The sequence below is a fragment of the Wolbachia endosymbiont (group B) of Ischnura elegans genome, from assembly GCF_947251585.1.
Classification (GTDB): domain Bacteria; phylum Pseudomonadota; class Alphaproteobacteria; order Rickettsiales; family Anaplasmataceae; genus Wolbachia.
Genome location: NZ_OX366371.1, coordinates 934,913 through 948,573 on the forward strand (window position 1 = coordinate 934,913; position 13,661 = coordinate 948,573).

Here is a 13,661-nt window from a genome sequence, read left to right on the forward strand (position 1 = left end):
ACACAAAGGAGTTTTTGTACGTCAATCTTAACGCTAGATCTCGGCAAGCAAACCGGCTGGGCAATTCTTACAGATGGAGTAATTGAAAGTGGAAGCAAAAGCTTTCATGGTAGCCGTTTCAGTGGAGGTGGAATGTGTTTTTTAAGTTTTCACAATTGGCTTAATTCTTTGAAACATGAGTTCACTGCAGTGTATTTTGAGGAAGTAAGAAGACATCTAGGAACTGATGCAGCGCATTGCTATGGCGGTTTTCTCGCAGTTCTGTCTGCTTGGTGTGAAGAGAACAATATTCCCTACCAAGGTGTTAATGTTAAAACTATAAAACGCTTTATAACAGGCAAAGGCAATGCAAGTAAGAGTGAAGTTATTGAAGCGATACGTGAAAAAAGTTTTTCACCTAGAGATGATAATGAGGCCGATGCTTTGGCATTAATGTTCTATATTAGTAAAGATATTAATAAGACAAAAAACCCATAAAAAGTGGGTCCTTTCAGCTAGAATGGCGGATTTGGTGGGTCAGACCCCAGGCCTTCTCTAGCGTCAGATATATTTTGAATATTAACTTTTTAATTATTAAGATATGAATTTAGCAATCCACTACTATCCTACTCGAAACCTAGTTGAATATGAGCGTAATCCTCGTAAAAATGATGACGTAGTAAATAGAATGTGTGCTTCAATCAGGGAATTCGGCTTTCGTATACCAATAGTTGCAAAAAGTGATGGCACTGTGGTTGATGGTCATTTAAGACTTAAAGCAGCAAGAAAACTTGGTATGGAAAGTATACCAGTGGTCTTAAGTGATAATTTAAATGAACCACAAACTAAAGCTTTTCGATTACTGGCAAATCAATCAGCTAATTGGGCAAAGTGGGATGATGAGCTTTTGAAAGTAGAAATTCAAGAGTTAGAAGATTTACAGTTTGATCTTAAAATGACTGGATTTGAATTAGAAAAAGTTCAACATTTCCTTGATGATTTAGATAGTGAAAAAGAAGATTTTTCTGACTTGGTTGGTGATGACAAAAAGGTAGAAATAACAAAACCAGGTGATCTATGGATTTTAGGTGATCATCGAATCTATTGTGGTGATAGCTCTGTAGTTGAATCATATAAAGCGCTGTTAGATGATAAAATGGCAGACATTACTGTTTGTGATCCTCCATATAATGTTGATTATGGTAGCAGTCAAGAAAGAGAGGATAAAAAGATACTAAACGATAATCAAGGTGAAAAGTATGAGCTTTTTCTCTATGATATTTGTACTCATATTTTAGCATATACTAAAGGTGCAATTTACATCTGTGCATCATCATCAGAGTTTTCAACGTTGCAAAAAGCATTTGAGGAAGCGGGAGGAAAATGGTCAACTTTTATCATTTGGGCGAAGAATCACTTTACGCTAGGAAGATCAGATTATCAAAGACAATACGAAGCAATGCTTTATGGATGGAAAAGCGGCAATAAACGTGAGTGGCATGGCGGTAGAAATCAAAGTGATCTGTGGTTTTATGATAAGCCAACGCACAATACACTACATCCAACAATGAAGCCAGTAGAGCTAATGGAGAGAGCAATAGTAAACAGCAGCAGATCAGGAGACATAGTACTTGATCCATTTAGCGGTTCTGGAAGTACACTGATTGCATGTGAGAGAACAGGAAGAATTTGTAGGACAATAGAGCTAGATTCAAAATTTGTAGATGTAACCATAAAACGTTGGCAAGTGTACACAGGTAGGGAAGCAATTCTTTCTGGTGCTGGTAAAACTTTTTCAGAGATTCAAGAAGAAAAACAGTAAGAAAAAAGTGGAAAAGATAACGCAAACAGAAATTTAGTAAGCCTTGGTAGTTGTAATATTAATTTACTGGTATATACCGTATTTTAATGAGTTTAGCGTAACAAATAACTTTGGATTAAATGTGGTGTACTCAATGAATCAAGAAAAGACGTCAGCTGGAGTAGTAACGTCGCAAACAAATAATGAAGCATCGTTTTCTGAAGAAGTAGAAAATAATGTTTCAAATTCTACACTATCTGTTAAGGAGAGAATTGAATTGTTTGAAAAAGGTACGAAGCAAGAACCTGACCTGAACACTGAATGCAAACTAGCTTCTTTAAATGTGATTAGCAATAGTAGCGATAGCAGTATTACAGCAAAAATAGACGAAGCAGGTGCTGATTTTTCAGTGAGTTGTTCTTCTTTAGTATTTGATGATGGTAAAGACATAGAGGACGAATTTAATGCAGTTTGTGAGGCAAATGGAATAGAATATAACCGTCCGTATTCTCTTGATCAGCTTGAGGCAGCATCCAACACATCTTCCAACCCCAAAATAGACAATACAAAAGAAATGCAAAAAGAGGAAGAGGATAAAGAATTAGGAGATAAACCAAAGCCGTTACCTAGGAATGGAATGTTGGAGAAGGACAATATTAGAAATGTAGCTCCACCTTCACCTAGAACAGCAGAAAATCATCGGTTGAGTATTATTCAGGATATTGCACCACCAAAGCTACCACATTCTTCTTTCCAATTAAATGGAGAAAAATGTGATGAGCAAGAAGCTATAGGAGAACCTATGTATGCAACTATAGACAAAAATAAAAAATTCTCGAAAAGAGGTTTAGATGGTGAAATAAACGATCAAAGTCCGGAGATGGAAAAGTCAAATTCTGAAGAAACATCAATTAAGAAAGGATCAGAAGATATAATTGATGAACCTGTAGATCTGAATACAAAATTTTTAAAAAAGAGTTTGGAAGGAAGTGATAGTGGAATAGACAATAGAAGTGCAGAGATGACAAGATCAAATTCTCAAGTAACAGAAATGAGTGAGTTTTGTGGCAGGCAAGGATGGGGGGATATGTCATTAAATCATGATAGTCCAGTTACACTTTCAACTAGCCCATCAGAAAAAAGTGATAATGAAGAAACCCCGTTAATTAAAAAAGAAAAGAAAACAAATAGAATTTTGCCAAGAGTAAAATATGCAATGCAGCAGAAGGAATTTGTAATTTTCGGTATAGCTGCTGTTGCACTTAGCGCTTCTGCAGCTTTGGTATATCTACAGGATAAAGGACAATTTATTGCATTTTTTGCAAACAGCCCTCTCTATATTACTATGCCAATGATAGCAATTACTTCATTGCTTGCAATTAGCACAATATTTTGTGGAATAAAGCAATTTAGAGATACTGAGGAGTGTCAAATAGGGGGAAAGAATGCGAATGAAACTTTGAATCAGGTGCTAAAGTATCAACCAAAAGATAAAGTAATAAAATCAGTCAAACTGGAATACAGCAATGGTACTCATTCACATTTTACACTTAACGCTTGGAAGGGTAAGAACAACTTCATTAATATTGACGACAAAGTCATTAGTAGAAGAAATAAAGTAGAATCAGTAATCAAAGATAGGCCATTATTTACAGCATTATTAAGCAGTTTGGTTGCTGCAAATATAGTATTGCCTTTATTACTGTACGTGGAAGGAGGTATTAATAGTGTACAGAAGTTTTACCAGAACGCTTTGATTAATAACGTAGGGCTATCAGTACTTGTAGGCTCGAGTATACTTGCACTATCAGTGATATTCCTTGGAGTACATTACTACAGAAAAACAAATTGCACAAATCTTGTATATTGTGAGGAAAGAATTGAACCAGAAAAAGTTAATGGAAAGTTCATTGAGGAAATAAAGGAAGCAAGGACAAAAGTGCTTGAAGAAAACCATAGTAAAGATGCCAAATGCAGCAGTTTAACGCTAGAGCAAGTAGTGGTTGAATCTCATAACTACAAAGATGCAATTTATAGTATTAGTTGAAAATGGCCAAATTTCACTATGTAAAAAGAAAGCAGCTATAAACCGGAGTACTTCGCTCTATATTAGTAAAATATCTCTAAGACGCCGGCAAGTATAAACAGGTAGGAAATTGCTGATACTGGCAAAACCTTTTCAGAGATTCAAGAAGAAAATTCGTAGAAACAAGAGAGAGGAGAAAAAAAAGTGAAAATCACACAAACAGAATGGGCAAGAGAGATAGGAGTATCAAAGCAATATGTCTGTTATTTAGTAAAAAAAGGAATAGTTGAGTTGGAGGATGGTTTGATCAATAGAGAACAAGCAAATGAAGCGGTGGCAGCAATAAGAGATCCAAGTCAGCCACTTAGGAGGAAAAATCCAGAAAACGAAAATACAAATAACCTTTCTACAATGTTGCTAAAAACGCGAATAAAAAATGAAATGGAGCGAGGAAGGTTGCTAGAAGCAAAGGCAAAAGCTGAAATAGGAGAACTTGTAGCAGTAGAGGAAGTAAAAAGTGAGGCATTTAACGTAGCAAGAGTTGTACGTAATAATTTGCTTAATGTTCCAAATAGAGTTTCAGCACTGCTTGCATCACTGAGTGACACTGAAAAAATTCACGAGACGCTAACTGAAGAGATTACAAACTCACTTGAAGAATTATCTAACGCTAAATTTAAAATATAAAAAGATTTTGAATACAAAATGGCTGATAACTTAAGTTTAGAGTTAATAAAGTGTTTAATCAATCAACCTGGATTAGATGTTAATGTCAGAGGGTTAAACGGAAAAACTCCACTGCATTGCGCTATAGAGTTTGATGAATTAAGCATGGTAGATTTGTTACTCACGAAGAAGAACATTAATCCTTTTGTGGAAGATAATGAAGGTAAAACATCTCTTGATTACGCCAAAGAAGGGAAAAAAGCAGAAATATTACAAGCACTAATTAATAACAAGTACGGGTCAGAACAAGATAGCTTACTTCATTTAGCTGCAATGATAGGTGAAATTAATGCAGTGAGATATTTGATCAGAAAAGGTATTGACGTTAATGTACGAAATGCTTTGCACCATACTCCATTACATCTAGCAGCAGGCATAGGACATGCAGAAGTTGTAAAGATTTTGATAAGAGAAGGAAAAGCTGAAATAGATGTCTTTGATGCACGAAATCAGACACCAATGCACTATGCAGTTAATAATAAAAAGTTGGAGATAGTAAAGTTACTGCTGAAGCTTGGAGCAGATGTGAATAGTGCACGCATGGGACAAAACTCAATGAAATTGTCACCTGTGCATATAGCTGTAAGTAATGCTAATTACGATGAAAGAGACTTATGTCTTGATATCCTCAAATCCTTAATAAAGGAGCCTAATGCTCAAGTAAATTTGCAAGACTACGAAAATAAAACACCACTACATTATGCTGAAAGACTAAAAACAATAGAAGTTTTACTAACGCGAGAAGATATAGACCCTCTGGTAAAAGACGATAGCGGTAAAACACCATTTGATTACGCTAAACCTGAGATAAAGAAGGCTTTGATGAGTAATAAATACGGTTCTGAAAAGAATAGTCTACTCCATTTAGCTGCACAAAGAGGAGAAATTGAGATTGTAGATGCAATTTTAAGAGAAGAAATCGATATTGATATTGTAAATAATAAAGGTTTATCACCGGTTTACCTTGCTGCGGAAAAAGGGCATTTACATGTAGTAAAGTTATTGCTGAAAAAAGGAGCAAATTATACACCTGTTTTACATTTAGCAATTAAATCAAACAATTTAGAGTTACTTAAAGTTTTGTTTACTGAAAAAAATGGGTCTTTGCTCTGCAGAGATACCGTTGTTAATTTTCCAACCCTTCATAATAAATATATAGCACAGAGAGAAATAGCAGATAAAAGGACGAAAAAACATAATAATATTATCTGCATCTATACTACAGTCAGCGCAATAGCAGTAGCAGTATATATAGAGTTGATAACAACAACAATAAGCAGTGCAATCATTTTTGCAACAATAACAGGGGTATTTGCGCTTGTTATAGCAATAATGATAAGTGAGATGAGCAAAAGATATATAGAAAAGGAATTTCAGAAAAAGATGTTTATGGAATTGGATGAGTGTAGTTCTATTGTTAATGATGTCGAGATAGAACCAGTTATGAGTAGATGCAGACAATGATATACGCTACATCTTTTTCTGAAGGTTTAAGGCCAGATCCCCAGCTTAAAGTATCAGAGTGGGCGAATGAGTATCGAGTTTTAGCGCCAACTGCAGCATCAGAGCCAGGTAAATGGAGAACAGAAAGAACTCCTTATTTAAAAGAAATAATGGATTCACTATCACCATCTTCACCTGCAGAAAAAGTAGTATTCATGAAAGGAGCGCAGATTGGGGGAACAGAAGCTGGCAACAATTGGATTGGCTATATCATCGATCAAACACCAGGTCCAATGCTGGTAGTACAGCCAACAGTTGAAATGGGAAAACGTTGGTCGAAGGGAAGATTTGCACCGTTAATAGAGAGTACACCATGTTTAAAAAGTAAAGTAAAAGACCCAAGGTCAAGAGATTCAGGGAATACTGTACAAAGTAAGGAGTTTCCAGGTGGAATAGTAGTAATAACTGGAGCGAATAGTAGTGTAGGACTGAGATCTATGCCAGTAAAATATCTCTTTCTTGATGAAATAGATGCCTACCCAGGAGATTCAGGAGGAGAAGGAGATCCAGTACTGCTCAGTATTGCTCGAACTAATACATTTGCAAGGCGAAAGATTTTTTTAGTATCGACACCAACGATTCATGGAATAAGCAGAATTGAGAAAGAATTTGAAGCAACAGATAAGAGATATTTTTTTGTTCCTTGTCCGTATTGTAATTACTATCAAGTTCTAAAATGGTCACAAATAAAATGGGAAGATAAAAATCCAAGTACAGCACACTATATATGTATAGAATGTGGTGAAAAGATAGAAAATCATCAAAAGACAGAGATGCTTGAACGTGGAGAATGGAGAGCTACAAATCAAGTACACAATAGCAAAGTAATAGGATTTCACCTTTCAAGTCTTTATAGCCCAGTTGGGTGGTATAGTTGGCAACAAGCAGTAGAGGATTTTCTGCATGCAAAGGAAAGTGAACAATTACTGAAAGTTTGGATCAACACAACGCTTGGAGAAACCTGGGTAGATAAAGGAGAAGTACCTGATTGGAAGCAATTATTTAACAGGAGAGAATTTTTTCAGATTGGCACAGTACCAAGGAGAGAAGTGGTACTTACTGCAGGAGTAGATGTCCAAAAAGATCGTCTAGAGGTGGAAGTTGTAGCATGGGGAAAAAGTCGTGAAAGTTGGTCAATAGACTACCGAGTATTTGAAGGAGATACAGGAAGTAGAGAAGTATGGAAAAAGCTTTCGGAGCTCCTCAATCATCATTTTATTGGTGAAAATGGGCTTGAATATATGATAAGTATGATGGCGGTTGATGCAGGGTATGCAACGCAGGAAGTTTACAACTGGGTGAGAAGTCATCAAGGATCTGGAAGAGTAATGGCAGTGAAAGGTGTAAATAAAGCCCTAGTGCCACTTAGTAGCCCAAGTAGAGTAGATATAACAGTTGGAGGGCAAAAGCTGAAAAGAGGAATAAAGCTCTGGCCAGTCGGAGTATCGATATTAAAGTCAGAGCTTTTTCAATTACTTAATATTTTAAAAGAAGGTGAAGAAACACCGCCAGGGTATTGTCATTTTCCCGAGTATGCACCTGAGTATTTTAAGCAACTAACGGCAGAGCAATTAGTCAGCAAAGTAGTAAAAGGATATACCAAACAAGAGTGGCAAAAGGTAAGAGAAAGAAATGAAGTACTAGATTGCCGAATTTATGCAAGAGCAGCATCGATAGCACTGGGAATAGACAGATGGCCAGAGAGTAAATGGAATAGTTTAAGTGAAAAACCGGAAAGTAAAAAATCAAAGAAAATAGTCAAAAGCAAATGGATCAGCACCGGAACAGACAAAATCTGTTAAACCAGAAAGAAACGTCCTAATGCACATTGCAGTAATTTTTGGATATAATTTTATGAAGAAGTGCTTCTGCAGTTATAATCGAGTTCGCAATGGTGCAATAAATGCCCGTGGATCAGTATGATTTTGGAAGGGACGGTCAAACCATTGATGGAGCTTCTTAGCTACCTCGTTTAGAAGATTGTGTAATATAACCGCCCCAAGCTAAAGCACTTCTTCATTATAAGGTATATATAAGGGATTTTATATGGCAAAAGCAAAAAGTAAATTAGAAGTAGTGAATCCTAATGCAGCAGGGATTGATATTGGTTCATCTGTACATTATGCATGCGTACCAGAAGGGAGAGATAAACAACGCGTTCAAAAATTTGGGTGCTTTACAGTAGATCTTCATAACCTAGCAAAGTGGTTGAAAAAGTGTGAAGTTAGAACGATAGCCATGGAATCAACAGGAGTATATTGGATTCCTTTGTTTCAAATACTTGAATCATATGGATTCGAAGTTAAACTGGTAAATGCACGACATGTAAAAAATGTACCTGGAAGAAAATCAGACGTTCAAGATTGCCAGTGGTTACAGCAATTACATAGCTATGGGTTACTTCAAGGATCATTTAGGCCTGATAACCAAATTTGTGTACTACGTGGTTATAATAGACAACATGACAACCTGATAAAAAGTGCAGCTGTACACACTCAACGTATGCAAAAAGCATTAATTCAAATGAACATTCAATTACACAAGGTTATTAGTGATATTACAGGTGTAACTGGTATGCGAATCATTAAAGCAATAATTGCGGGTGAAAGAAACTCTAATAGATTGGCTGAATTGAGTGATAGACGAATAAAAAATGACAGATCAACCATAGCAAAAGCACTAACAGGTGACTATAGAGAAGAGCATTTGTTTACATTAAAGCAAGAATACGAAGCATATACTTTTTTTCAAGAGCAAATAAAAGAATGTGATAAAAGTATGGAAAACTATTATAAAACACTTGAAACAAGATCAAATGAAAATAAGCAATGCAGTAAAGTAAAGAGGTCTGCAGGAAACAAACCAAACTTTGCTGCACACGAAGAATTGTATCGAATAACTGGCATGGATTTCACCAAAGTTCCAGGGCTTAATACATCAAATATACAGACCATCCTCTCAGAAGTTGGTCTTAATGCTAATAAATGGCCATCAGAAAAACATTTTACTTCTTGGTTGGGATTATGTCCATTTAATAGGATTACAGGAGAAAGAGTGATTAGAAGTGGAACTCGTAAAGTAATTAACCGTGCTGCAAATGCTTTTCGACTTGCTGGTTATTCTATGTTGCACAGTAAAAGTGCATTAGGTGCGTACTGTAGAAGATTGAAAAATCGATTGGGAGCACCAAAAGCAATAACTGCTACAGCAAGAAAATTAGCATGTATTTTTTATCAAATGCTGAAATGTGGACAAGAATATGTAGAAAAAGGAATGGATTATTATGAAAAGTTATATAAGGAAAGAGTAGTAAAGAATCTGGGTAAAAAAGCCAATGAATTTGGTTATATCCTGATAAAAAAAGATGAGCTGATAGGGGAAGTTTCTTAGAAGCAAGTAATAAATGTATAACGAAGATTATTTAATTCAAGTCGAAGAAGCGATAAAGAAGCTGCAAAACGGAGGTAACCGTTCACGCAATGGCGTCAACTTAAGAGCCTTCATTAGCAGACTCTCCTAAAGACATGATGGCGTTTAGGCTTATCAACTTTGTCCATTCACGGTATAAGAAAGTAGTTTACAAAAATTGCATAATTAGTATAAAAAACAATAAACTAGATAGATGAGGGGTTGATGATAGAGGTGCTACAAGAAAAGATTGTGGTATTGGAGTCAGAAGTTGGTACTCTGAAAGCAGAGAATGATAAGTTAAGGACAAAAATAATTGAGCTAGAGGATAAGCTGGGTTTAAATTCAAAAAATTCATCGCTGCCACCATCGCAAGATGTATATCGCAAAAAGACAAAAAAGAAGAGCGATAAAAAACCAGGCGGGCAGCCAGGACATGAAGCGCACAAGCGGGAATTGATGGTAGCAGATGAGGTGGTAAAATGTTCAATTGATACAATTTGCATGTGTGGAAGCCAAGTTATTTTAGAAGAAGAAACTGTGCATCAAAAGGTTGAATTGCCAAAAATTAAACCGATAGTGACTGAATATAGGCTACAAAAAGGCTACTGTAAGGCGTGTAAGAAAAGGATCTCAGCTAGTCTGCCTGAAGGTGTGACAAGGGATCTTTTAGGAGCTAATGCAAAAGCAGTAATTAGCAGTTTTAGTGGATTTTTTATCAATTCAAAAAGGGAAGTACAGCAAATTTTGAGCAGCATATTTAATCTGAATATAAGCCTAGGTTTGGTATCAAAGACCGAGGGTAGAGTATCAGAAAAATGTATATCTGAATACGAAAAAATAAGAGAAGAGCTACGGAAAAGCAAGTATTTACATATAGATGAAACAAGCCATAGGAACCAGGGAAAGAAAGGTTGGAGTTGGGTAGTAACGAATAAAACAGCAACACTTATGAAGTTAGTTGGATCTCGCGGAAAGAAGATATTAAAAGGGCTATTGCCAGAGTATGATGGAATAGTTATAAGCGATAGGTATGCTGCGTATAATTACTTTAATCGTGAAAACAGACAGATATGCTGGGCCCATTTAGCAAGGGACTTTGAAAGGTTTTTTTACAGTAAAAATGTTGAAGTGAGCAGAATTGGCGCAGCATTAAAATCGCTGAGCAACAGGGTATTTGTGGTAGATAGAGCACGTAAACAAAACCTGATAGACAATTTAAGATTTTTCCGGTTAATGAGGAAGATTCGAAAAAGGGTGAAACATTTTTTGCGAGAGATAACAAGGGTTGCAAAAGGAACTCAGGCCTTGAGAATGGCTGCCAATATACTACGTTCTGAAGATATGATGTGGAGATTCGTGCGCAATCCTGATCTGATCGAGACAACCAATAACCTTGCAGAACGTCAGGCTAGACGGTACGTCATTTATCGTAAAAATAGTTTTTTCACTTGGTCAGAACGTGGAGAAAAGTTCATTGAAAGAATGCTTTCGATATTTTTGACTGCACGTTTGAATGATCAGAATCCTGTCCAGAAACTACAGAATTTAGTCGCTATTCCTGCCTAATTGGGAATATTCCGTGAACGGTTACAAACGGAGAGCGAGTAGTATCAATTGCATATGGTGATCATGTGGTAAGATATGCAGAAGTAGATATAAATGATTTACTAAACTTAAGACAACGAATTAAAGCTGAGCTAAAGATTGCTGGAGTGGAGCCAAAGAGGAAAATTATTTTTTCAACGAGTAAAGGAATTTTATAAATGCTACTAAAAACCTTCAAACAATTATTCAACAAGCCAAAAATCAAAAGTTCAGCCTGGGATGCAGCAGGCTCAGGAAGAAGATTTTTTCACTTTCAACCAGAGTTAGGAAGTATAAACAATTTGCTGTCTCAAAGCCTTGAAACTTTACGTAGTAGATCACGTGATATGGTGAGAAAAAATCCTTACGCTGCAAATATAATTGATACGATAGTAAGTAACTCTATTGGAACAGGAATAAAACCACAATCAAAAGCAAGAGATGGAGAATTTCGAAAGAAAGTGCAAGAATTATGGCTAAAATGGACAGATGAAGCAGATAGCTGTGGAATAAGTGATTTTTATGGATTACAAGCTCTAGTATGCAGAAGTATGATAGAGGGAGGAGAATGTTTTGTACGTTTAAGAACGAGAAAGCTGGAAGATAGATTTTCTGTGCCATTACAACTGCAAGTACTTGAGTCTGAACATTTAGATAATAAAACAAATCAAACTTTAGGAAATGGTAATGTAATAAGAAACGGGATTGAGTTTAACAAGCTTGGGCAAAGAGAAGCATATTACCTATTTAAAGAACACCCTGGTGAAGGCTCGTTTGGAGAATCAGTGAGAGTGCCAGCAAATGATGTTTTACATATTTATAGACCATTAAGACCTGGGCAAATCAGAGGGGAGCCTTGGCTTTCTAATATACTGCTGAAGCTTTATGAGCTTGATCAATATGATGATGCAGAGCTGGTGAGAAAGAAAACTGCAGCAATGTTTGCTGGATTTATTACGAGACTTGATCCAGAAGCAAATATCATGGGAGAAGGTGAAGCAAGTGAGCAAGGAGTAGCACTATCTGGCCTGGAACCTGGAACAATGCAGCTTTTAGACCCAGGAGAGGACATAAAATTTTCAGAGCCATCAGATGTTGGAGGAAGTTATGAAGCGTTTATGAGACAGCAACTGAGGGCAATAGCAATAGGTACAGGAATAACATATGAGCAGCTAACAGGAGATTTAACAGGTGTTAATTATTCATCCATTCGGGCAGGGTTGATAGAGTTTCGCAGAAGGTGCGCAATGTTACAGCATAACGTGATAGTGTTCCAGTTTTGTAGACCTATTTGGAATAGATGGCTAGAATTAGCAGTGTTTTGTGGAGAACTGAGTATAGATGAAAAAGTAGTAAAAGCAGCGAAAGAAGAAGTAAAATGGATACCACAGGGATTTGATTGGGTGGATCCACTGAAAGACCAGCAATCGCAGCAAATGGCAGTAAGGAATGGATTTAAGAGTCGATCGGAAGTAGTATCAGAAATGGGTTACGATGTTGAAGAAATAGATCAAGAAATAGCAGAAGATCAAAAACGTGCAAATAGTCTCAACTTAATGTTTGACTCTGATTGTAAAGGATTATGATGCTCTTAGGAAAACCATTAATGCTTGAACCAAGGAGTTTTGAGCTATTGTCATTAAACAATCAAAAACATCCCACGTTTAAAAACATAAAGCACTCCATCAAAAGTAACGTAGAAAGAACTGCAATTATAGCAATACATGGAATCTTGACTAAAAAACCAGGTGCGTTTGATGAAATGCTCGGGATGACATCATATGAGCAAATAGAAGAACAAATCAAACAAGCATTAGCAGATAGTAGCATAGAGACAATTATGCTGGAAATAGATAGCCCCGGAGGAGAGGTAAACGGTATATTTGACCTAGCTGACTTTATTTATGAATCAAGAGCAAAAAAGAGGATAATAGCGATAGCAAATGATGATGCATACTCTGCTGCATATGCTATAGCTTCAAGCGCTGAGAAGGTATTTGTGAGCAGAACTTCTGGTGTTGGCAGTATTGGAGTAATAGCAAGTCATATAGATCAAAGTAGATTTGATGAAAAGCAAGGTGTTAAGTACACCACAATCTTTGCTGGTAGTCGAAAGAATGATTTAAACCCACATGAGCCAATGACGTCTGAAAGTCTGGGAAGCTTACAAAAAGAAGTAGACCGACTATATGAAATGTTTTTGCAGCTAATAGCAAGGAACAGAGGTCTTTCAATTGAAAAGATTCGATCAACAGAGGCAGGGCTATATTTTGGGGAGAAAGCAGTAGAAATAGGCCTTGCAGACGGAATGACAATTCTTTCATCTATTAATAAAAACAGGAGTATTACTATGAATGAACAAACTACAAATGACCTAGAAACTGATAATTTAACCAAGTATCGTACTGAAGTTCTTGAATTAATACGTTTATGTAATTTATCGAAGATGCCAGAAAAGATAGGAGAATTTATTGAGCAAAGTGTAAGTGTTGAGCAAGCTAGGGAAGTTTTAATGGAATTACTTGCAGAGAGAACAAAGAAGACAGAGATACTGAGTGCAATACCACAGAATTCAGGAGAAGAATTGATGATGCAGGTAGCGAAAAGTCGTAGGAGTTAAAGTATTTTTAT

The 13,661-nt window shown here is 36.3% G+C and carries 10 protein-coding genes; all 10 read left to right on the forward strand.

Annotated features, from left to right (window positions below; all coding sequences use genetic code 11):
• The first annotated feature begins 24 nt into the window (after nt 1-24).
• The 10 genes from OPR58_RS04765 (at nt 25) to OPR58_RS04810 (ending at nt 13,650) form a co-directional block, all read left to right on the forward strand.
• Nucleotides 25-477 carry a crossover junction endodeoxyribonuclease RuvC gene (locus tag OPR58_RS04765; RefSeq protein ID WP_226079873.1) on the forward strand — a complete coding sequence of 151 codons (453 nt, stop codon included), beginning with the start codon at nt 25-27 and terminating at the stop codon, nt 475-477.
• Nucleotides 478-580: 103 nt separating this feature from the next.
• Nucleotides 581-1,801, forward strand: a complete 1,221-nt coding sequence (locus OPR58_RS04770) for a DNA modification methylase (RefSeq protein WP_265022516.1) — start codon at nt 581-583, stop codon at nt 1,799-1,801.
• A 133-nt stretch (nt 1,802-1,934) separates the two neighbouring features.
• The gene (locus OPR58_RS04775; protein ID WP_265022515.1) at nt 1,935-3,827 is read left to right on the forward strand and encodes a hypothetical protein; all 1,893 of its coding nucleotides are present in this window, start codon (nt 1,935-1,937) and stop codon (nt 3,825-3,827) included.
• A gap of 183 nt (nt 3,828-4,010) precedes the next feature.
• Nucleotides 4,011-4,493, forward strand: coding sequence for a hypothetical protein (locus OPR58_RS04780; RefSeq protein ID WP_015589000.1), 483 nt, complete (start codon nt 4,011-4,013; stop codon nt 4,491-4,493).
• Nucleotides 4,494-4,511: 18 nt separating this feature from the next.
• Entirely contained in the window at nt 4,512-5,996 is a 1,485-nt protein-coding gene (locus OPR58_RS04785) for an ankyrin repeat domain-containing protein (RefSeq protein ID WP_265022303.1), read from the forward strand.
• The gene (locus OPR58_RS04790) at nt 5,993-7,837 is read left to right on the forward strand and encodes a phage terminase large subunit family protein (RefSeq protein ID WP_262986667.1); all 1,845 of its coding nucleotides are present in this window, start codon (nt 5,993-5,995) and stop codon (nt 7,835-7,837) included. The genes OPR58_RS04785 and OPR58_RS04790 overlap by 4 nt, the downstream gene beginning before the upstream one ends.
• 244 nt (nt 7,838-8,081) lie before the next feature.
• Nucleotides 8,082-9,425 carry an IS110 family RNA-guided transposase gene (locus OPR58_RS04795; protein ID WP_262986668.1) on the forward strand — a complete coding sequence of 448 codons (1,344 nt, stop codon included), beginning with the start codon at nt 8,082-8,084 and terminating at the stop codon, nt 9,423-9,425.
• A 243-nt stretch (nt 9,426-9,668) separates the two neighbouring features.
• Nucleotides 9,669-11,012, forward strand: a complete 1,344-nt coding sequence (gene tnpC / locus OPR58_RS04800; protein WP_265022273.1) for an IS66 family transposase — start codon at nt 9,669-9,671, stop codon at nt 11,010-11,012.
• A 197-nt stretch (nt 11,013-11,209) separates the two neighbouring features.
• A complete protein-coding gene (locus tag OPR58_RS04805; RefSeq protein WP_265022514.1) occupies nt 11,210-12,616 on the forward strand; it encodes a phage portal protein in 1,407 nt (468 codons plus the stop codon).
• On the forward strand, nt 12,616-13,650 hold the full coding sequence (locus tag OPR58_RS04810; protein ID WP_019236400.1) for a S49 family peptidase: 1,035 nt from the start codon (nt 12,616-12,618) through the stop codon (nt 13,648-13,650). Before OPR58_RS04805 ends, OPR58_RS04810 begins: the two co-directional genes overlap by 1 nt.
• The last annotated feature ends 11 nt before the right edge of the window (nt 13,651-13,661 follow it).